The sequence below is a fragment of the Pseudomonas sp. 8_5_2 genome (assembly GCF_059295255.1).
Genome location: NZ_CM181238.1, coordinates 2,796,123 through 2,816,694 on the forward strand (window position 1 = coordinate 2,796,123; position 20,572 = coordinate 2,816,694).

The 20,572-nt window shown below is 64.6% G+C and carries 15 protein-coding genes and 1 pseudogene; 9 read left to right on the forward strand and 7 right to left on the reverse strand.

Features of this window, described 5'->3' with window-relative positions; translation table 11 throughout:
• From AC5O5R_RS12855 to qhpG, 3 genes are read left to right on the forward strand one after another with little or no spacing between them, the layout of a single operon-like run.
• A complete protein-coding gene (locus AC5O5R_RS12855) occupies nucleotides 1-1,734 on the forward strand; it encodes an ABC transporter ATP-binding protein (RefSeq protein WP_172286590.1) in 1,734 nt (577 codons plus the stop codon).
• A complete protein-coding gene (qhpE, locus tag AC5O5R_RS12860) occupies nucleotides 1,724-2,401 on the forward strand; it encodes a subtilisin-like serine protease QhpE (RefSeq protein ID WP_172286589.1) in 678 nt (225 codons plus the stop codon). The genes AC5O5R_RS12855 and qhpE overlap by 11 nt, the downstream gene beginning before the upstream one ends.
• Nucleotides 2,394-3,686 carry a flavin-dependent monooxygenase QhpG gene (gene qhpG / locus AC5O5R_RS12865; RefSeq protein ID WP_494515441.1) on the forward strand — a complete coding sequence of 431 codons (1,293 nt, stop codon included), beginning with the start codon at nucleotides 2,394-2,396 and terminating at the stop codon, nucleotides 3,684-3,686. Before qhpE ends, qhpG begins: the two co-directional genes overlap by 8 nt.
• A 135-nt stretch (nucleotides 3,687-3,821) precedes the next feature.
• On the opposite strand, the gene AC5O5R_RS12870 is transcribed toward qhpG, so the two are convergent.
• Both AC5O5R_RS12870 and AC5O5R_RS12875 read right to left on the reverse strand, forming a co-directional pair.
• Nucleotides 3,822-5,135 (reverse strand): alginate export family protein, encoded by a 1,314-nt coding sequence (locus AC5O5R_RS12870; protein WP_494515442.1) that lies wholly within the window; start codon nucleotides 5,133-5,135, stop codon nucleotides 3,822-3,824.
• 137 nt (nucleotides 5,136-5,272) lie between these two features.
• On the reverse strand, nucleotides 5,273-6,766 hold the full coding sequence (locus tag AC5O5R_RS12875) for an aldehyde dehydrogenase family protein (protein ID WP_172232509.1): 1,494 nt from the start codon (nucleotides 6,764-6,766) through the stop codon (nucleotides 5,273-5,275).
• A gap of 495 nt (nucleotides 6,767-7,261) precedes the next feature.
• Here AC5O5R_RS12875 and peaA point away from each other — a divergent pair, with 495 nt between their 5' ends.
• From peaA to AC5O5R_RS12900, 5 genes are all read left to right on the forward strand, one after another.
• Nucleotides 7,262-8,827 (forward strand): quinohemoprotein amine dehydrogenase subunit alpha, encoded by a 1,566-nt coding sequence (gene peaA, locus AC5O5R_RS12880; RefSeq protein ID WP_494515443.1) that lies wholly within the window; start codon nucleotides 7,262-7,264, stop codon nucleotides 8,825-8,827.
• A gap of 48 nt (nucleotides 8,828-8,875) precedes the next feature.
• Nucleotides 8,876-10,306 carry a quinohemoprotein amine dehydrogenase maturation protein gene (peaB, locus tag AC5O5R_RS12885; protein WP_172231540.1) on the forward strand — a complete coding sequence of 477 codons (1,431 nt, stop codon included), beginning with the start codon at nucleotides 8,876-8,878 and terminating at the stop codon, nucleotides 10,304-10,306.
• 1 nt (nucleotide 10,307) lies between these two features.
• Nucleotides 10,308-10,631, forward strand: a complete 324-nt coding sequence (gene qhpC, locus AC5O5R_RS12890) for a quinohemoprotein amine dehydrogenase subunit gamma (protein ID WP_012272119.1) — start codon at nucleotides 10,308-10,310, stop codon at nucleotides 10,629-10,631.
• Nucleotides 10,632-10,663: 32 nt separating this feature from the next.
• Nucleotides 10,664-11,785 (forward strand): quinohemoprotein amine dehydrogenase subunit beta, encoded by a 1,122-nt coding sequence (gene peaD, locus AC5O5R_RS12895; RefSeq protein WP_172287260.1) that lies wholly within the window; start codon nucleotides 10,664-10,666, stop codon nucleotides 11,783-11,785.
• Between the two features lie 137 nt (nucleotides 11,786-11,922).
• Nucleotides 11,923-13,596: a fatty acid CoA ligase family protein gene (locus AC5O5R_RS12900; RefSeq protein ID WP_494515444.1), complete on the forward strand. Its 1,674-nt coding sequence runs from the start codon at nucleotides 11,923-11,925 to the stop codon at nucleotides 13,594-13,596.
• A gap of 92 nt (nucleotides 13,597-13,688) precedes the next feature.
• Here the strand turns inward: AC5O5R_RS12900 and mobA are convergent, their stop codons facing one another.
• The 5 genes and pseudogenes from mobA to AC5O5R_RS12925 all read right to left on the reverse strand — a co-directional run bounded on the left by mobA (nucleotide 13,689) and on the right by AC5O5R_RS12925 (nucleotide 19,617).
• Nucleotides 13,689-14,237 (reverse strand): molybdenum cofactor guanylyltransferase MobA, encoded by a 549-nt coding sequence (gene mobA, locus AC5O5R_RS12905; protein ID WP_172287262.1) that lies wholly within the window; start codon nucleotides 14,235-14,237, stop codon nucleotides 13,689-13,691.
• 9 nt (nucleotides 14,238-14,246) lie between these two features.
• A pseudogene (locus tag AC5O5R_RS12910) lies at nucleotides 14,247-14,975 on the reverse strand (Fic/DOC family protein); the annotation flags it as partial.
• The gene (locus AC5O5R_RS12915) at nucleotides 14,972-15,241 is read right to left on the reverse strand and encodes a hypothetical protein (protein WP_172287258.1); all 270 of its coding nucleotides are present in this window, start codon (nucleotides 15,239-15,241) and stop codon (nucleotides 14,972-14,974) included. The gene AC5O5R_RS12915 and the pseudogene AC5O5R_RS12910, both read right to left, overlap by 4 nt.
• 42 nt (nucleotides 15,242-15,283) lie before the next feature.
• Nucleotides 15,284-18,430, reverse strand: a complete 3,147-nt coding sequence (locus AC5O5R_RS12920) for a multidrug efflux RND transporter permease subunit (RefSeq protein ID WP_494515445.1) — start codon at nucleotides 18,428-18,430, stop codon at nucleotides 15,284-15,286.
• 11 nt (nucleotides 18,431-18,441) lie between these two features.
• Entirely contained in the window at nucleotides 18,442-19,617 is a 1,176-nt protein-coding gene (locus tag AC5O5R_RS12925; protein ID WP_172228000.1) for an efflux RND transporter periplasmic adaptor subunit, read from the reverse strand.
• A 249-nt stretch (nucleotides 19,618-19,866) separates the two neighbouring features.
• On the opposite strand from AC5O5R_RS12925, the gene AC5O5R_RS12930 reads away from it, so the two are divergent.
• Nucleotides 19,867-20,568, forward strand: coding sequence for a response regulator (locus tag AC5O5R_RS12930; protein WP_172227998.1), 702 nt, complete (start codon nucleotides 19,867-19,869; stop codon nucleotides 20,566-20,568).
• The last annotated feature ends 4 nt before the right edge of the window (nucleotides 20,569-20,572 follow it).

Sequence of the window (20,572 nt, forward strand, 5' to 3'; positions counted from 1 at the left end):
ATGGGCGGCCTGTTCGCAAGGCTGGTGGACTCCAGCGACCCTGTACTCATGCGCCAGGCATTAGCCTGGCTGTATGGTTTCGTCCGACCCCACCGCCGCGCCATCGGCGTGCTGCTGGGCCTGTCGCTGGGCGCCTCGCTGCTGGCACTGGCGCAACCCTGGCTGGTCAAGACGCTGATCGACGAAGGCCTGTTGGCCAAGGACTACCAGACGCTCTGGCACATGGCGGCGATCATGATCGGCGCCGGTGTGCTGGGCACCGTGCTGGCCGGGGTCAACCGCTACCTGCATACTCGCTTGTCGGGGCGCATCCTGTTTGCCCTGCGCGATGACCTTTACCGTCACCTGCAGCAGTTGTCGCCAACGTTCTACGGCCGGCGGCGCACCGGTGACATTCTTTCGCGGCTGGATGGCGATGTGGCGGAGATCCAGCGCTTTGCCGTGGACTCGCTGTTTTCGGCGGTGTCGGCGGTGATCGGCCTGGTCGGTGCGGTGGCATTGATGCTGATGCTGTCGTGGCAACTGTCGCTGCTGCTGGCCTTGCTGATCCCGATCGAGGTGCTGTGGCTGCGCTGGATGCGGCGCAAGGTGGAGCGCGAAGTGCGCAGCCTGCGCGAGCGCTCGGCGGATGTGTCGTCGTTCCTGGTCGAAACCCTGCCGGCGATGAAGTTCATCCAGGCCGCCGGCCAGCAAGATCGCGAGGCAGGGCGCCTGGACCAGCTGGGGCAGGGCTACATGCGCCAGTTGCTGAAGGTGCAGGTGACCGAATTCTTCACCCAGGCCATCCCCGGTACGCTGACCTCATGGTGTCGCGCCTGCGCGTTCCTGGTCGGCGGCTGGTGGGTGATCCAGGGGACCTGGCAGTTGGGGGCGCTGATCGCCTTTTCAACCTACATGGGCATGGCGGTGGGGCCGGTACAAAGCCTGCTGGGGCTGTACGTGGCGGTGCAGCGCATGGCAGTGAGCCTGGGGCGGGTGATGGAGCTCAAGCAGGAGGCCGTGGCCGTGCGCCCGGCGGCCAACCCGCAACCCATGCCCGATGGCCCGGGCGAACTGCGCCTGGAAGCACTGTGCTTTAGCCATGCAGGCCGCCAGGGCGCCGTGCTGAACAACGTGCAGGTGTGCGTGCCGGGGGGGCTGAAGGTGGCCATCAGCGGCGCCTCTGGCGTGGGCAAGTCGACCCTCATCGACCTGTTGCAGCGCTTCTACGACCCTGACGCAGGGCGCATCCTGCTGGACGGCACCGACCTGCGCGAACTGGACCTGGCCGCGCTGCGTCGAAGTATCGCCGTGGTCAGCCAGGACATCGTGCTGTTCCGCGGCACCCTGGCGCAGAACCTGGCCTACAGCGTGCCCGAGGCCAGCCGTGCGGAGCTGGAGCGGGTGGTGCGCCTGGCGCGACTGGACAGCCTGGTCGAGAGCCTGCCGCTGGGCCTGGACGGCCTGCTGGGCGAGCGTGGCCAGCAACTGTCTGGTGGGCAGAAGCAGCGCATCGCCATCGCTCGCGCGGTGCTGCAAGCGCCGGCGATCCTGGTGCTGGACGAAGCCACGTCGGCAGTCGACGAGTCCACCGAGCGTGAAGTGATTGCGGCTATCGACCAGCTGTTCGCCGGCCGCACGCGCATTTTGATCAGCCACCGCGCCTCGACCCTGGCCGATGCGGATCTGCACCTGCACTTGTCGGACGGCAAGTTGCAGGTACTGCCGCAGGAGGTGATCAGGCATGGGCACTGATCTGCGGATTGGCGTTATCGACAGTGGCTGCTCGCCAGAGCAGGCCAATGGTGCAATAGATGCCCGGCGTTTCTGGCTGGAAGACGGCCAGTTGCGTGAAGGCGCGATGCTGCCCGACCAACTCGGCCACGGCAGCGCGGTGCTTGCCAGCTTGCAACGTGCGGCCGGCCCGGTGCCGCTGCTGGTAGCTCAGGTGTTCGGCGCCCAGGCCAGCACCAGCGCATTGCAGGTGGCGGCCGCGCTGCTGTGGCTGGTGGAAGCCGGCGCTACGCTGGTCAACCTGAGCCTGGGGTTGCAGCAGGATCGGCCGGTGCTGCATCAGGCCTGCGCCGAGGCGCTGGCGGCGGGCGTGCTGTTGTGCGCATCCAGCCCGGCACAGGGCGCAGCGGTGTACCCGGCCAGTTATGAGGGGGTGATTCGTGTCACTGGCGATGCCCGTTGCGCACCTGGGCAATGGTCGTGGCTGGGTACCCGGCAGGCGGATTTTGGTGGCTACGTAGGGGCGGCGGGTAGCGCGGGCGCGAGCCTGGGTTGTGCGGCCGTGAGCGGGAGGATTGCAGCCCTGCTGCATGAACAGCCGGGGCTGGACCGGCATCAGGTTCATGACTGGTTGCGCCATCACGCAGCATTTATCGGCCCCGAGCGACGAGGGGCCAGCCATGCCTGAGCCGCGCATTGTGGTGTTGGGTGCTGGGCCGGCAGGCGCGGCCACAGCGATTGGGTTGCGGCGCCTGGGGTACGCGGTAACGGTCGTTTCCGAATGGCGCCGGTTCGCTGCAGTTGAAGGTGTATCGCAACGGGTGCTTGAGGGCTTGCGCAACGCGGGGCTCGGTGGCGCCTTGAGCCAGGCGGCGATGCCCGCTAACCGGCAGGTGCACTGGAACGGCCAGCACTTGCAGATGAACCAGGAGTTTCTACTCGACCGGCAACGCTTCGACCGCGCGCTGCGCGACGATCTTCTGCGTGCGGGAGTGAGCGTGGTCGAAGGCCGGGTGCGCGAGGTTGTGCCCGGGGACGGCCATTTCGTTCGGCTGGATGATGGGCAAGTACTACCGGCCGATTTCCTGGTTGAAGCCCGCGGGCGCCAGGCCCCACTGGCCGCAGACCGCCGGCGCGGACCGGAAACGGTCAGCCTGCTGAACGGCTGGCAGAGTCTTCCGGGCAAGCCGGCGTCAGCGGTAGAAAGCCTGGAGGATGGCTGGGCGTGGATGGCGCGCCTGGAAGATGGCCGCTGTTACTGGCAGGTCACCCTGGATGCCGCCGGGCTGCCGGGCAAAGCCGGGTTGGCCGATTACTGCGCAGCGCGGCGTGCCCGCAGCGCGCTGGTGGCAGAACTGTTCGACGCCCAGGCGCTGCTGCCCGCGCAGGTGCATGCGCGCAGCAGTACCGCCATTCTTGCCGGTGAATGTGTTGGGCCGGACTGGATACGCGTGGGCGATGCGGCGATGGCGGTTGACCCGCTGTCGGGCAACGGGATCTTTCAGTCGCTGTCTTCGGCGTTGCAGGCACCGGTGGTGATCAACACCTTGCTGCGCAAGCCCGAGCGAGCTGCATTGGCGCAGCAGTTTCACCAGCAACGGGTCGAGCAGCTGTTCTTGCGCTTTGCTCGCATTGGCCGGGATTTCTACACCCAGGAGCAGGGGTGGGCAGGGCAGGCATTCTGGGGGCAGCGCCAAGGTTGGCCGGATGCGCAGCCATTGCATCTGGCGGCGGATTGGCAGGCAGTTCGGGTTGAGCGACGGCCTGTACTGCGTGATGGGTTGGTGGATGCGGCCGAGGTGGTGGTGACGGCGGACCAGCCGTTGGGGGTGTGGCATCTGCAGGGGGTGGAGTTGGCGCCGGTGGTGCGGGAAATACGTAGTGGCCGGCCAGTCGAGGCAGTGTTGTCAGGGCTGGCGGTTGAACAGCAGGTCATGGTGCGGCGGTGGGTGTTGGAGCAGGGGTTGGCTTGATATCGCCGGGGCCGCTTTGCGGCCCATCGCCGGCAAGCCAGCTCCCACAGGTACTGCACAAAACCCAGAATTTGCGCTGTACCTGTGGGAGCTGGCTTGCCGGCGATGGCTGCAAAGCAGCCCCTGGATCTCAAATCAGAAGAAGGTCCCGACAATCAACTGCATATAGGTCCCGGTATCCCGCCCGCCCAGCTGCGTACCACCAGTCGCAGCACTACGCTCCGGCTTGTAGAACCCGACCACCGGGCTGATCAGCAGGTGGTCGTTGACCATCCATTCCACATACAGGTCCAGCTCCCGCCCGCCGAGGTTGCCCTGGTCGGTGTCCAGGGTATCGAAGTCGAAATACAGCGCGCCCACTGTCAGGTTGTCCCGTGGCTTGCCCTTCAGCGCCACGTGGTGCACCTGGCTGTTCTTGTTGAACGGCCCGGCATAGTTGGCTGCCACTTCGCCCTGGAACCAGGTGCCGTAGCCACGGCTCAGGCCATAGAACAACGGGTCGAAGCCTTCCGAGAAACGGCTGTAGCGGTAGGTGGCGGTGGGGGTCCAGGGCAGTTCGGAGAAGGTCCAGTTGCCTTCCAGGTACCAGGCGTTCTCGCGCCCGCCTGTCTTGTCCTGAGTGACGTACTCGGCGGCCAGCTCCAGGTCCTTCACACCGAGGTTGCCGCGCCCGCGCAGGCTGGCGGTGTCCATGCCGTCGCGGTGTTCCAGGCCCAGCAGCTGCGCATAGCGCTGGTCCACGTCGAGCCCGCGGATCCAGCTGAGGCCGACGGTGCCGTTGTCGCCGACATGCTCCAGGTTGGCCACTGCCATTGAGGTATCGGCCTGATAATGATTGTCGGACTTCAGCCACATCAGGTCGCCGCGCCAGCCCTGCTTGCCGCCCAGGCGCAGTACGGCGGTGCGGTCGAAGGCCTTGCGTGCGGCCAGGTAGTAGGCGCCACCGCGGTCGAAGTTGGCACCCAGGTCGACCTTGCCGAGGTTGACCGGGTCACCCTGGATCAGGAAGCCGTCGCCCAGGGTGACCACCTGGCGGCCAGCGGAAATGTCCACGCCGTCTTCGCCCAGTGCCGGGAACAGGTTGGCCGAGCGCCAGCCCAGGTACAGGTCTTCGATGGCGGTACGGCGCTCGTCGCCCAGGGTCAGCCCGGCGGCATCACCATCGCCCCAGGTGGTGGAGCTGAGCAGGTTGAAGGCGCCGTAGAGCGCGCCGCTATCGGCCAGGGCCTGGCTGCCGCTCAGTCCGTATTTCGCGTAGCCCTCCTGCCAGGCGCTGCTGCCCGGCTGGCGGTTGCCGGCCTGGTTGAAGCTTTCGTCGCTGTGGAAAACACCCAACAGGGCTTCGAGTTCGGCGTTGAGGGTGGTGCCGTTGTGGTTGTACAGCTCGTAGGCTTGGCTGGCGGGGGCGGCTAGCAGCAGGGCCAATGTGCAGGCGAGTGTGTGCCTCATGGGTTTGCTCCATGGTTTTTTATTGTTGTTTTTGTAGTGCCTGTACCGGCCTCTTCGCAGCACAAGGCTGCTCCTGCAAGGAATGCGCGACCGTAGGAGCAGCCTTGCGCTGCGAAGGGGCCGGTACAGGAAAATGATCAGAGCTTGATCAACACCGACTTGAGCTCGGTGTAGTGCTCGATGGCCGCAGCGCCCATCTCGCGACCAACGCCAGACATCTTGTAGCCGCCAAACGGCAGCGCCGGGTCCAGCGCGCTGTGGCAGTTGACCCACACCGAGCCGGACTTGATACGCGGGATCATCCTGTGCACAGCCGCCAGGTCGTTGGACCAGATGCTCGCGCCCAGGCCGTAGGGGTTGTCGTTGGCCATGCCGATCACTTCGTCGAGGTCCTCGAACGGCATCGCCACCAGCACCGGCCCGAAGATTTCTTCCTGCACCAGGCGGTGGCGCTGGTCGACATCGACGATCACCGTCGGTTTGACGAAGTAACCCGGCCCGAAGCTTTCACCGCCACAGGCAATGGTCGCACCCAGTTCGCGGCCCAGTTCGATGTAGCCGGTGACGCGGTCCTGCTGTTTGGCCGAAATCAATGGGCCCATCTGCACCGCCGGGTCCAGCCCGCTGCCCAGCTTCATGCCGTTGGCGATGCCGGCGATGTCGGCCACCACGTTGTCGAAGTGCTTGCGGTGCACATACAGCCGCGAGCCCGCGCAGCACACCTGGCCCTGGTTGAAGAAAATCGCCGTGGCCGCACCGGCAGCGGCTTCCTGCAGGTTGGCGTCGGGCATGACGATGGTCGGCGACTTGCCGCCCAGTTCCAGGGTCACGCGGGTCATGTTGTCCATGGCCGCCTTGCCGATCAGCTTGCCGACTTCGGTGGAGCCGGTGAAGGTGAGCTTGTCCACCCCGGGGTGGCGGCTGAGCGCGGCGCCGGCATTCAGGCCGGTGCCGGTGATCACATTGAATACACCGGCCGGGTAGCCGGCCTCGTCTACCAGTTCCGCCAGCTTCAGCACGCTCAGTGGTGTTTCGTCGGCGGGCTTGAGCACCACGGTGCAGCCGGTGGCAAGCGCCGGCCCGAGCTTCCAGCAGGCCAGCAGCAGCGGGAAGTTCCAGGCGACGATGGCACCGACCACGCCCACTGCCTCGCGGCGGATGAAACCGTGGAACTGGTCGTTGGGCATCAACGGCATCGAGGCTTCGACGGTGCTACCCTCGATCTTGGTGGCCCAGCCGGCCATGTAGCGCAAGAAGTCGATGGCCAGTTGCACGTCCATTACCTGGGCCACGGCGGCGCTCTTGCCGTTGTTCAGGCATTCCAGTTCGGCCAGCTGGCGGGCATCGCGCTCCATCAGGTCGGCCAGGCGCCACAGCAGGTTCTGCCGCTCGCGCGGGCGCAGGCGGCTCCAGGGCGAATCATCGAAGGCCTGGCGCGCCGCGCGGACCGCGCGGTCGACATCTTCGGCCTCGGCCGCGGGCACTTCGCCCAGTACTTCGCCGGTGGCCGGGTTGCGGAACGACAGGGTGCGGCCATTGGCGGCGTCCTGCCAGTCGGCGCCAATGCGCATTTTCAGCTTGCGTTCCAGGAAGGCGCGGGTGGCGGGCAGGATGGGCAGTTCGGAAAGCATGGGGGCGGTGCCTCTTGTCATTGGATGTGACGGGCACTGGCGCAATGGCCGTGCCAAGCTGCGCAGATGGCCGCAAAGCGTTGAAGGGGTTGGGGTTTGCCGAGTTGCAAGGTTGTCGTTGCAGGTGTGCGCTGTTGCACATTGAGACGGTGTGAGACGGTTGTGAAACAGTGGCCTCAAGGCCCGATCGCCGGCAAGCCAGCTCGCACAGGTACAGCACAGGTCTTCAAGGCAGTGGTTAATCTGTGGGAGCTGGCTTGCCGGCGATTGGCCTGCGCAGCAGGCCCTGTCTCAGGATGAAACACCCTGTCGCGAAATGGCACGCTGCATTTGGCTATCCCAGCTGGGAGTAAAGCCCTTAAAACCGGCTAAAAGGTTGAAAGAAAACGGTTTTGCATCTCCTGGCACACTTCCTGTATCACAACCGTCACATGCACACCTGCTGTACCAAAGCGTGCGAAAAACGATAAGAACAACAACCGTGGAGGTCTGACCTTGAAGACGACTCGACTCCGGCGGCATGCGGGTAAACTGGCGCTGGTCGCCGCCGCGCTGCTGAGCACCCAGGCCATGGCGGCCGAGCAGGGCCCGAGCCTGTTGCAGAACAAGTGCATGGGGTGCCATATCCCCGAAGGTAACGATACCTACAGCCGTATCAGCCACCAGCGCAAAACGCCGGAAGGCTGGCTGATGAGTATTGCCCGGATGCAGGTGATGCATGGCCTGCAGATCAGCGACGACGACCGTCGCACTCTGGTCAAGTACCTGGCCGACAAGCAGGGCCTGGCGCCCGGCGAGACCGATGGCGTGCGCTACGCCATGGAACGCCGGCTCAATACCGTCGAGCACTTCGACACCCAGCTCAGCGAAACCTGCGGCCGTTGCCACTCCGGTGCTCGCGTCGCCTTGCAACGGCGCCCGGCCAAGGAATGGGAGCACCTGGTCAACTTCCACCTCGGCCAATGGCCGTCTCTTGAATACCAGGCCCAGGCGCGCGACCGCGACTGGTTGCCCATCGCCCTGCAACAAGTGGTACCCGAACTGGCCAAGCGCTACCCGCTGGATAACCCTGCATGGGCCGAATGGCAGAAGGCGCGGCCCAAGGCCGACGCGCTGCCGGGGCAGTGGGCATTCAGCGGCCACATGCTGGCCAAGGGCGATGTGCACGGGGTGATGAGCGTCTCGGCCGAGGAGGGCGATACCTTCAAGGTCGAGGTCAAGGGCGCGTACGCCGATGGCACGCCGTTCAACGGCAGCGGCTCGGCAATCCTCTACAACGGTTATGAATGGCGCGGCAACGTCAAGGTTGGCGATGCCAACCTGCGTCAGGTGTTCGCTGCGCTGGACGGCGAAATGAAAGGCCGCATGTTCGAGGCCGAGCACGATGAGCGCGGGCTGGACTTCACTGCAGTCAAAGAAGGCAAGGCGCGCCTGCTGGCGGTGCAGCCTGCGTTCATCAAGGCCGGGGGCGAAAGCGAAATCAGCCTGGTTGGCAGTGGCTTGTCGGGCAAGCCGGACCTGGGCGCCGGGGTCGAGGTGACCGAGGTGCTGGAGCAGACCGCAACCCTGGTACGGGTCAAGGCCCGCGCCGCGGCGGATGCCAGGCCCGGCCAGCGCGAAGTCGCGGTGGGCGCACTCAAGGGCGTCAACCTGGCGGTGTACGACAAGGTCGATGAAGTGAAGGTGGTGCCGGCGTTCTCCATCGCCCGTATCGGCGAAAACGGCGCTTCGGTGCCGAAGGTGCAAGGCCGTTTCGAAGCCGAAGCGTGGGGCAAGGATGCTGATGGCCAGCCGCTGCGCATCGGCTACCTGCCGGCCAGCTGGAAGGTCGAGCCGTTCAACGAGCGTGCCGTCGAGGATCAGGACGTCAAGTTTGCCGGGCAGATGCAGGCCGATGGCGTGTTCGTGCCAGGCGGTGCCGGCCCCAACCCTGAGCGCAAGATGATGACCAACAACGCTGGCAACCTGAAGGTCATCGCCACGCTGGCCGACGGCGGCCAGACGGGCGAAGGGCACATGATCGTCACCGTTCAGCGCTGGAACAACCCACCGCTGCCATGACGGCAGCACGTAACGGTTTTCCCACGCATCGATTACCGGGAGGTCGCCATGGGCGCACTACTGAACCTTGTCGAACGCAACCTGCACGAAGTGCAGGTCGACGCCGACCGCATGCTGTTTCATATTCCTAGCAGTTCGCTGTTCACCGCCGATGCGGTAACCGGCGGCATCATCGATTCCCTGCGCCAGCAAGGCTGCTCGGCCGAGGAGCTGATGCAGCGCCTTGGCCAGCAGTTTGCCGGTGACGATATCCAGGACACCCTGCGCGAGCTGATCGCGCTGGAGCTGGTCAGCGACGGCTCGCCGCTGACCCCCGAAATCGCCCTCAAGCAGGTCGAGCGCACCGCCTTGAACACCGTGGTGCTCAACGTCAACACTGGCTGCAACCTCAGCTGCACCTATTGCTACAAGGAAGACCTGGACAAGCCGTCCGCCGGCAAGAAGATGAGCACCGACACTGCCGAGGCCTCGGTGGAGATGCTGCTCAAGGAGTCGCCCGACGAGCAACGCTACAGCGTGGTGTTCTTCGGGGGCGAGCCGCTGTCCAACCGGCCGCTGATCGAGCACATGGTCGCCTATTGCGAACGGCGGTTCGCCGAAGCCGGCAAGCAGGTGGAGTTCATCATGACCACCAACGCCACCTTGCTTAACGAAGAGGTCATCGACTGGCTCAACGCCCACCGCTTTGGCCTGTCGATCAGCATCGACGGCCCCAAGACCGTGCACGACCGCAACCGCATCACCGTCGGCGGGCAGGGCACCTATGATGTGGTGCGGCGCAAGGCCGAACTGCTGCTGTCGCGCTACACCAGCCGCCCGGTCGGCGCGCGGGTAACCCTGACCCGTGGCATCACCGATGTCGAAACCATCTGGAACCACCTGTTCAACGAACTGGGCTTTGCTGAAGTCGGCTTTGCCCCGGTCACCTCCGGCGACATGGCCAACTTCAACCTCACCGGCGAAGAGCTGGTGCAGGTATTCGCCAACATGAAAGCCCTGGGCCGGCGCTACCTGGAGGCGGCGCTGGAGCACCGCAATATTGGCTTCTCCAACCTGCACCAGCTGATCACCGACATCCATGAAGGCCACAAGAAAGCCCTGCCGTGCGGCGCCGGGCTGAAGATGCTGGCGGTGGACCACGAGGGCGAGCTGAACCTGTGCCATCGCTTCACCGGCTCCAGCCTGCCCACCTTCGGCAACGTGCACCAGGGCGTGAAGCAGGCGCAGCTCAACGACTTTCTGTCGCAGCGCCTGGACCGCAGCAACACCGGCTGCGAGAGCTGCCGTATCCGCAACCTGTGTTCCGGCGGCTGCTACCACGAAAGCTACGCGCGCTACGGCGACCCGCAGCACCCGACCTACCACTACTGCGAACTGATGCGCGACTGGGTCGACTTCGGCATTGAAGTCTACAGCCGCATCATGGCCGCCAACCCGGCCTTCATCGACCGCTATATCACCCCGCGGAAGGCGCACTGACATGAAGCACTTGAAGCCCCTCAACAACAAGGCGCGCATCCTTGAGCAGGCCGCCGCCGAAGACCGCGTCGAAGAAGTAATGGCCATGAGCGCGGTGGCCGGCTGCACGGCCACCACCGACCCGGGCTGGGAGGTGGACGCATTTGGTGGTGTGAGCTCGCTGTGCCAGCCGATGGAAGCCGACCTGTATGGCTGCTCCGACCCTTGCTGGTGGCCGGCCCAGGTGCCGGACATGATGAGCACCTACCAGGACTGGAACGCCCAGGCGACCAACTCGGCGGATGACTGGCGCAACCTCGGCACCGTGTTCCCGAAAGACAAGTGACCGGCCCGACAAGAATGACAAGGGGAAACCGCATGAAAGCTGGACGCTGCGCGCAACTCGCGCTCACCATCGCTGCCACGGCCTGCGCCGGGCTGGTACAGGCCGACGACAACGGACCGGCGCTGAAGGCTGGCCACGAATACATGATCGTGACCAACTACCCGAACAACCTGCACGTGGTCGATGTGGCCAGTGACACGGTGTACAAAAGCTGCCAGATGCCCGACAAGTTCGGCCCCGGCACTGCCATGATGGCGCCGGACAACCGCACCGCCTACGTGCTCAACAACCACTACGGCGACATCTACGGCATCGACCTGGATACCTGCAAGAACACCTTCCACGCCAACCTGTCCAGCGTGCCGGGCGAGGTCGGCAAGTCGATGTACTCGTTCGCCGTCAGCCCCGATGGCAAGGAAGTGTACGCCACGGTCAACCCGACCCAGCGCCTGAACGACCACTATGTTGTCAAACCACCGCGCCTGGAGGTGTTCAGCACTGCCGATGGCCTTGGCGCAAAACCGGTACGCACCTTCCCCATGCCGCGCCAGGTGTACCTGATGCGCACTGCCGACGATGGCAGCCTGTACGCCGCCGGGCCGGACATCTACAAGATGGACGTCAAAACCGGCAAGTACACGGTGGCCTTGCCGCTGCGCAACTGGAACCGCAAGGGCTACAGCGCCCCGGACGTGCTGTACTTCTGGCCACACCAGAACCCGCGCCACGAGTTCTCGATGTTGTACACCATTGCCAAATTCAAGGATGACAAACAGGACCCGAACGAGGCCGAATTGTTGTACGGCTACCTGAGCGTCGACCTGAAGACCGGAAAAACCCATACCCAGGAGTTTGCCGACCTGACCGAGCTGTACTTCACCGGCCTGCGCTCGCCCAAGGACCCGAACCAGATCTACGGCGTACTCAACCGCCTGGCCAAGTACGACATCAAGCAGCGCAAGTTGATCAAGGCGGCTAATCTGGAGCACACCTACTACTGCGTCACCTTCGACAAGAAGGGCGACAAGCTGTACCTGGGCGGCACGTTCAACGACCTGGCGGTGTTCAACCCGGATACGCTGGAGAAGGTGAAGAACATCAAGTTGCCGGGGGGCGACATGTCCACCACTACGCCGCAGGTGTTCATCCGCTGAACCGGTGCTGGCTTCTTCGCGGGCGCGCCCGCTCCCACATGGCTTTCACAATCGCTGAGAGCTGTGCAGTCCCTGTGGGAGCTGGCTTGCCGGCGATAGGGCCGGTGCAGGCAACACAAAACAACAAGAGAATCCCCATGCCCCAGCCAAGCTACTCCCAGGGCAACCAGGACAAAACCCTGCTGACCCAGTGCATCGGCGACGCCTTCGACACCACGGTCGCCCGCTTCCCGGACCGCGAGGCCCTCGTTGTCAGGCACCAAGGCCTGCGCTACACCTGGCAGCAACTGGCCGAAGCCGTCGACCAGCACGCCCGCGCACTGATCGCCCTGGGCGTGCAACCGGGCGATCGCCTCGGCATCTGGGCCCCCAACTGCGCCGAATGGTGCATCACCCAGTTCGCCAGCGCCAAGGTCGGGGCGATTCTGGTCAATATCAACCCGGCCTACCGCTCCAGCGAGCTGGACTACGCCCTCGGCCAGTCCGCTTGCCGCTGGGTGATCTGTGCCGACGCGTTCAAGAGCTCTGACTACCACGCCATGCTGCTGGGCCTGGTCCCCGGCCTGGCAAACGGCCAACCAGGCGCGTTGAATTGCGAACGTTTTCCCGAACTGCGTGGTGTGGTCAGCCTCGCCGCCGCGCCACCCTCGGGCTTCCTCGCCTGGCATGCCCTGCAGACGCGCGCCGGGGCGGTAAGCCGCGAAGCCCTGGCCGAGCGCCAGGCGCAACTGCGCTGCGACGACCCGATCAATATCCAGTACACCTCGGGCACCACGGGCTTCCCCAAGGGCGCCACACTCAGCCACAGCAACATCCTCAACAACGGCTACATGGTGGGTGAAAGCCTCGGGCTGACCGAACACGACCGGCTGGTGGTGCCGGTGCCGCTGTACCACTGCTTCGGCATGGTCATGGCCAACCTGGGCTGCATGACCCACGGCAGCACCCTGATCTACCCCAATGATGCCTTCGACCCGCTGGCGACATTGCGCGCGGTGGCCGAAGAAAAGGCCACTGCGTTGTATGGCGTGCCGACCATGTTCATCGCCGAACTGGATCACCCGCAACGGGGTGAGTTCGACCTGTCTAGCCTGCGCACCGGGATCATGGCCGGCGCCACCTGCCCGATCGAGGTGATGCGCCGGGTGATCGGCGAGATGCACATGGCCGAAGTGCAGATCGCCTACGGCATGACCGAGACCAGCCCGGTATCGCTGCAGACCGGGGCCACCGACGACCTGGAGCGACGTGTGACCAGCGTTGGGCGCACTCAGCCGCAGCTGGAGAACAAGGTCGTCGATGCCGATGGCAATACCGTGCCACGTGGCGAGATCGGCGAACTGTGCACCCGCGGCTATAGCGTGATGCTGGGGTATTGGAACAACCCCAAGGCGACTGCCGAAAGCATCGATGGCGACGGCTGGATGCACACCGGCGATCTGGCGGTAATGGACGAGCAGGGCTATGTGCGTATTGTCGGGCGCAGCAAGGACATGATCATTCGCGGCGGCGAGAACATCTACCCGCGCGAGCTGGAAGAGTTCTTCTTCACCCACCCGGCGGTGGCCGATGTGCAGGTGATTGGTGTGCCGTGCAGCAAGTACGGGGAAGAGATCGTGGCCTGGGTGCGGCTGCACCCGGGGCATGCGGCCAGTGCGCAGGAGCTGCGCGAATGGGCGAAGGCGCGGATAGCGCATTTCAAGGTGCCGCGGTATTTCCGCTTTGTCGATGAATTTCCGATGACGGTGACCGGCAAGGTGCAGAAGTTTCGTATGCGTGAGATCAGTGTCGAGGAGTTGGCTGCCAGCTGATGTATGGCCTGCACCGCCCTCTTCGCGGGTCTTGAGAAGCCCTGTGGGAGCGGGTTCACCCGCGAATAGGGCGGTACAGGCAACAGATGACTTCAGCCTTGCAGCAGCTCCGGGCTGTTGAAATTGCTCAACCGCCGATCCCCCTCAGCACACTCCAGTCCGTGGACCGGTTCGCGCAGCAAGGCTTTTTGCAAACTCCTTTCACCGCTCGCCCAAGCCTGCTCCAGCACCGGCAACACCCGGCGCGGCAGCACGCTGAACATCGGCTGCCAGTAACCGCCCTGGCGCACCATCGCCGCGCCGTCGTTCGCCACGGCCAGCCGCCGCAGATCGTCGATCAACCCGCGATCAACCAGCGGTGCATCACAGGCCAGCAGCACCACCCATTCCTGTCGCGCCACCTTCAGCCCGGCAATTACCCCCGCCAACGGCCCTGGATAATCCGCCTCTGCATCGCCCACCAACTGGTCGGCATACGCCCGATAGGCATCCTGGTTGCGGTTGCAGGAAATCACCAGATCATCGCTGAGTGGCCGCACTACCCGCTGCACATGCGCCACCAGCGGCGCGCCTTGCCACTCGATCAGCCCCTTGTCACGCCCGCCCATGCGCTGCCCGCGACCGCCGGCAAGAATCAACATGGAGCAAGCGGGGAGCGAGCGATAGCCGCGATACAATTGCTGGACCTCCGGGTCATCCAGGCTTTCGTACCTGATGTTCTCTTTATCCAGGCCATCCAGCCCCTGGATCGCGCCAATCAGTTCTGGCCATTGCGTTCTGTGTGAAACATCGACCAGAAAAGGCTGCAGGTACCGATCAGGATGGCCTTTCGACGGTTGGTTGATTTCAGCGCTCAACGCTGCAAGGTAGTCGTCCTTGCTGGTACGCGACCAGTCGATGGCGAAGCCGGCGCGATGACACAGCTCCATGAAAACCAGTAGTATCGTGCGGCCGTTTCCATCCAGGAAAGGGTGCGCATCTGCCAGCAAACCCAACACCTCGCCAGGATGCTGCCGGAGCCACTGCTGATCCTGTCCCAATTTCAACGCATGGGCGGCCCAATGCTGAATCTGGTCCGGGGGGCAGAATGCGGTGTGCCGAGGGTCGTTCTCCGTTCCCTTGAAAACCGCCAGCCTGGGCACCAGTTCGGTACGGTCCTTGCCGGCCCACGGATAGAAGTCCGAAAACAACAGATGATGTAGCGCAAGCAGGGTCTGGTAGGTGATGGGCTGGCAGGTCGACAGGAGGGCGATGGCGTCTTCGAGGCTGGCTTCAAATGCCAGATGTTCCATTCTTTTGACTTGCGCGGCATCTTTGAGCTTGAAGACGTTACGCAGGTAGCCTGCGCTTTCAAAATCGTAGAACGGATCGAACATCATGCGCTGATCTGTCGTCCATTGCCGCGCTGAGATGATTCGCTCAGATAGCGCGCTTCCAGCTCAAGCATCTTTTGTTTGCTGATAACGCCTTTTTTCTTGAGTGAAACCAGCAGACGTTCAAAGTCATCCAGGGCGACCAGGTCACCTGACAGGCGGGTAATCGTCATGGCCAGGTCGCTGAAATGGTCTTTTTGGCTGGTTACACCATGCTGTCTGGCAAGCGCCAGGACCTGGCTTTTGATGCTGGCATCGCAGGTGTTTTTCATTTCAGCTCCTCCACCGATGCCAGCAATATTAACATACCGGTTCTACTCGTGCGGGCGCTCCACCTGGCTGACGGCTGAAGCTTCGCTATGCTCACTGGCAGATCTGCTACGGCCCGCAACGCGCATCACCACTACAAAGAACACCGGCACGAACACCACCGCCAGGGTAGCGCTGAGCATGCCGCCGATCACTCCGGTGCCGATCGCCTGCTGGCTGGCCGAGCTGGCGCCGGTGGCGATGGCCAGTGGCACCACGCCGAGGATGAACGCCAGCGAGGTCATCACGATCGGCCGCAGGCGCAAGCGCGCGGCCTGCACGGCGGCGTCGACGGCATCGACCCCCTGATCGACCAGGCTCTTGGCGAACTCGATGATCAGGATGGCGTTTTTCGCCGACAGACCGATCAGGGTGATCAGGCCAACCTTGAAGAACACGTCGTTGGGCATGCCGCGCAGGGTTACCGCCAGCACCGCACCGAGCACGCCCAGCGGCACCACCAGCAGCACCGCGGTCGGGATCGACCAGCTTTCGTACAGCGCGGCCAGGCACAGGAACACCACCAGCAACGACAGCGCCATCAGCATCGGTGCCTGGCTGCCGGACAAGCGTTCCTGCAGCGACAGCCCGGTCCACTCCAGCCCAGCGCCTTCTGGCAACTGCGCCACCAGGCGCTCGATTTCGGCCATGGCTTCACCCGAGCTGTAGCCCGCCGCCGGCTCGCCGGAAATCGACACGGCCGGATAGCCGTTGTAGCGGGTCAGTTGCACCGGGCCGCTGACCCATTTGGCCTGAACAAACGCGCCCAGTGGCACCATCTTGCCGCTGTTGTTGCGCACGTGGATTTGCAGCAGGTCCTCGACCTGGCTGCGCTGGTCACCTTCGGCCTGCACCACCACCCGCTGCATGCGGCCCTGGTTGGGGAAGTCGTTGACGTAGCTGGAGCCCACGGCCACGTCCAGCACTGTGCCAATGTCGGCAAACGACACGCCCAGGGCGTTGGCCTGGCGGCGGTCGATCTCCAGCTGCACCTGCGGGCTCTCCGCCAGCGAGGCTTCGCGCACGTTGGTCAGCAGCTTGCTTTTGCCGGCACTGGCCAGCAGTGCATCGCGGGCGGCCATCAGCTCGGCGTGGCCCATGCCGCCGCGGTCCTGCAGGCGGAACTCGAAGCCGGTCGATTCACCCAGGCCGTCGATTGGCGGCGGCAGCACCGAGTAAGCCACGGCGTCCTTGAGCTGGGTGAAGGCCATGGTCGCGCGGTCGGCAATCGACTGGGCGCTGTCATCGGCGCCACGCGCGGACCAGTCCTTCAGCGTGGTGAACGCCAGGGCGGCGTTCTGGCCGCTGCCCGAGAAGCTGAAGCCCAGGATCAAGGTGGTGTTGCCCACCCCGGCTTCCTCGGCGTTGTGTGCTTCGATCTGCGCGGCCACCTGCTCGGTGCGCATGCGGCTGGCGCCGGGCGGCAGCTGAATGTCGGTGATGGTGTAGCCCTGGTCTTCGGTAGGCAGGAACGCGGTAGGCAGCTGGCTGAAACCATAGCCCAGCACCGCCAGCAGCACCGCGTACACCAGCAGGTAGCGGCCGCTGCGCTTCAGGGCCTGGATGACCCAGCGCTGGTAGCCGTTGCTCATCCTCTCGAAGCGGCGGTTGAACCAGCCGAAGAAGCCTTTGCGCTCATGGTGCTCGCCCTTGGCCAGCGGCTTGAGCAGGGTGGCGCACAGCGCGGGGGTCAGGCTGAGGGCCAGGAATGCCGAAAACAGGATCGACACCGCCATGGACACCGAGAACTGTTGGTAGATGACCCCAACCGAGCCTTGCATGAAGGCCATGGGCAGGAACACTGCCACCAGCACCAGGGTAATGCCGACAATCGCACCGCTGATCTGGCCCATGGCCTTGCGCGTGGCTTGCTTGGGCGGCAGGCCTTCCTCGGCCATGATCCGCTCGACGTTTTCCACCACCACGATGGCATCGTCCACCAGAATGCCGATGGCCAGCACCATGCCGAACAGGGTCAACACGTTGACCGAAAAGCCCATGGCCAGCATCACGGCAAAGGTGCCCATCAGCGCCACCGGCACTACCAGGGTCGGGATCAGCGTGTAGCGCAGGTTCTGCAGGAACAGGAACATTACCGCAAATACCAGCAGCATGGCTTCGAACAGGGTATTGATGACCTGCTCGATGGACACTTTCACGAACGGCGAGGTGTCGTAGGGGATGTCGTACTTGACGCCTTCCGGGAAGTAACGCGCCAGGTCCTGCATCTTCGCCCGCACCAGGCTGGCGGTTTCCATGGCGTTGGCCCCCGGCGACAGCTGTACGCTGAAGGCGGTGGCCGGCTTGCCGTTCAGGCGGGTGCCGTACTGGTATTCCTGGGCACCGATCTCGACCCGCGCGACATCACCGATGGTTACGGTGGAACCGTCCGGGTTGGCGCGCAGGACGATGGCGGCGAACTCTTCGGGGCTGCTCAGCTGGCCCTTGACCACTACGTTGGCGGTAATTTCCTGGGTGTCGCGGCTGGGCAGGTCGCCAATGCTGCCGGGGGCGACCTGGGCGTTCTGCGCGGCGATGGCTTCGGCCACGTCGTTGGGCGTGAGGTGGAAACCGATCAGCTTGCGCGGGTCGATCCAGATGCGCATGGCCCGTTCCGAGCCATACAGCTGCGCTTTGCCGACGCCCTTGAGGCGGCGGATTTCGTTCATCACGTTGCGCGCGAGGATGTCCGACAGCGCGGTTTCATCCAGTTTGCCGTCCTCGGAGGTGAGGGTGGCCAGCAGCAGAAAGCCGGTGGAGACCTTTTCCACCTGCAGGCCCTGTTGGGTAACCGGGCGGGGCAGGCGTGACTCGACCACTTTCAGGCGGTTTTGCACATCGACCTGGGCCAGGTCGGGGTTGGTGCCCGGCTCGAAGGTGGCGGTGATGGTGGCGCTGCCCAGGCTGCTCTGCGACTCGAAATACAGCAGGTTGTCGGCGCCGTTGAGCTCCTGCTCGATCAGGCTGACCACGCTTTCGTCCATGGTCGCCGCCGAGGCGCCCGGGTACACGGCGTAGATTTCCACCTGCGGGGGTGCCACATTGGGGTACTGGGCCACCGGCAGTTGCGGGATGGCCAGCGCACCGGCCAGCAGGATGAACAGTGCGACCACCCAGGCGAACACCGGGCGGTCGATGAAGAAATGCGGCATGAATCAGGCCCTCACTGGCCGGTGTGCTGTGCGATGGGCGGCGCGGCCGATGCGTTGTCGACCTGCACCTGGTCACCGGCCTTGACGTGTTGCAGGCCCTCTACCACCACCCGCTCGCCGGCGGCCAGGCCTTCGCTGACGATCCAGCGGTCGCCCTGGGCGCTGCCCAGTACCACCTGGCGGTCGCTGACCCGGGCCTGCTGGTCGACCACCAGCACCTTGGGTACGCCGGCGCTGTCACGCAGGATGGCGCGTTGCGGCACGCTCAGGCCCTTGGGCTGCACCGCTTGCTCCAGGCGCACGCGTACGTAGCTGCCGGGCAGCAGGTCGAGGTCCGGGTTGGGGAACTCGCTGCGCAGGGTGATCTGGTTGGTGCTGGGGTCGACACTGATGTCGGAGAACAGCAGCTTGCCCGGCAGCGGGTAGGCGCTGCCGTCGTCCTGGATGAGCGTGGCGCGGGCCTGGCCGTCGCCCACCTGCTGCAGCTCGCCAGCACGCAGGGCGCGGCGCAGGGCGTTGAGCTCGCGGGTCGACTGGGTGACATCGGCATGGATCGGGTCGAGCTGCTGGATGGTCGCCAGCGGCGTGGTCTCGTTCTGCCCGACCAACGCACCCTCGGTGACCTGGGCACGCCCGATACGGCCGGAAATCGGCGCCGTCACGGTGGCGTAGCCGAGGTTAAGGCGGGCGCGCTCCAGCGCCGCCTTGGCTTCGGCCACCTCGGCGTCCGCTTGCAGGAAGCTGGCTTTGGCGTTGTCGTATTCCTGGCGGCTGACGGCCTTGTCATCGACCAGCTCGCGGTAGCGCTGCTCTTGCAGGCGTGCCTGGTACAGGGTGGCCTGGGCTTTGGCCAGGGTAGCCCTGGCGCTATCGTGGTCGGCCTTGAACGGCGCCGGGTCGATCAGGAACAGCACATCGCCGCGCTTGACGTCGCTGCCTTCACGGTACACCCGCTTGAGCACCACGCCGGCCACCCGGGCGCGCACTTCGGCAGTGCGCGGTGCCAGGATACGGCCGCTGAGTTCGCTGCTGATCGCCAGGGGCTGCAGTTGCAGGGTTTCCACCCGCACTTGCGGGGTGGGAGCCTGTTCGTCTTGCTCGGCGCTGTCGCCGCAGCCGGCCAGGGACAGGCTCAGAAACGCCAGAAGCGCCACCGGGCGCAGGCGAGGGGGGAACATAGTAGGCATACGGATCTTCCGTTGATGACCCGGCGTATGCTACGGCAGGTGCTGCCCGGGGGGCTGTTAATAGCTGTAGGGCGAGTGTGAAAAAGTGTGAAGAACAATCCTGTCGCGGTGTAGTGTTCTATATCCTGAGTGTTCCTGTACCGGCCTCTTCGCGGGTAAACCCGCTCCTGCAGGGTCACCATAATCCTTGGGATCCGTACCCGCAAAGAGGCCGGCAAGGTTTACCACCATCCAGATGCCCAAGCGCCTATGCCGAATATTATCCTGGTCGAAGACGACAGTGCCCTGTCCGAGTTGATCGCCAGCTACCTGCAACGCAACGACTTCCACGTCCAGGTGATCGCCCGTGGCGATCATGTGCTGGACGAGTACCGCAGGCAAAAGCCCGACCTGGTCATTCTCGACCTGATGCTGCCAGGCATCGATGGCCTGCAGTTGTGCCGCCTGCTGCGCCAGGAATCGCACAGCCTGCCGATCCTGATGCTGACCGCCCGCGACGACAGCCACGACCAGGTGCTGGGCCTGGAAATGGGCGCCGACGATTACGTCACCAAACCCTGCGAGCCCCGCGTGCTGCTGGCCCGGGTGCGCACCCTGCTGCGCCGTAGCAGCGTCAACGAGCCGCGCCTGGACAACGACCTGATCCTCATCGGCGGCCTGCGCATCGACCTGGCCGAACGCACGGTCAGCTGGCGCGGCGACGAGGTGGAGCTGTCCAGCGGTGAGTACAACCTGTTGGTAGTGCTGGCGCGCAATGCCGGCGAAGTGCTGAACCGCGACCGCATCCTGCAGCAGTTGCGCGGTATAGAGTTCAACGGCACCGACCGTTCGGTGGACGTGGCCATTTCCAAGCTGCGCCGCAAGTTCGACGACAACGCCGGCGAAGCGCGCAAGATCAAGACCGTGTGGGGCAAGGGCTACCTGTTCAGCCGTGTCGAGTGGGAGTGCTGACCGC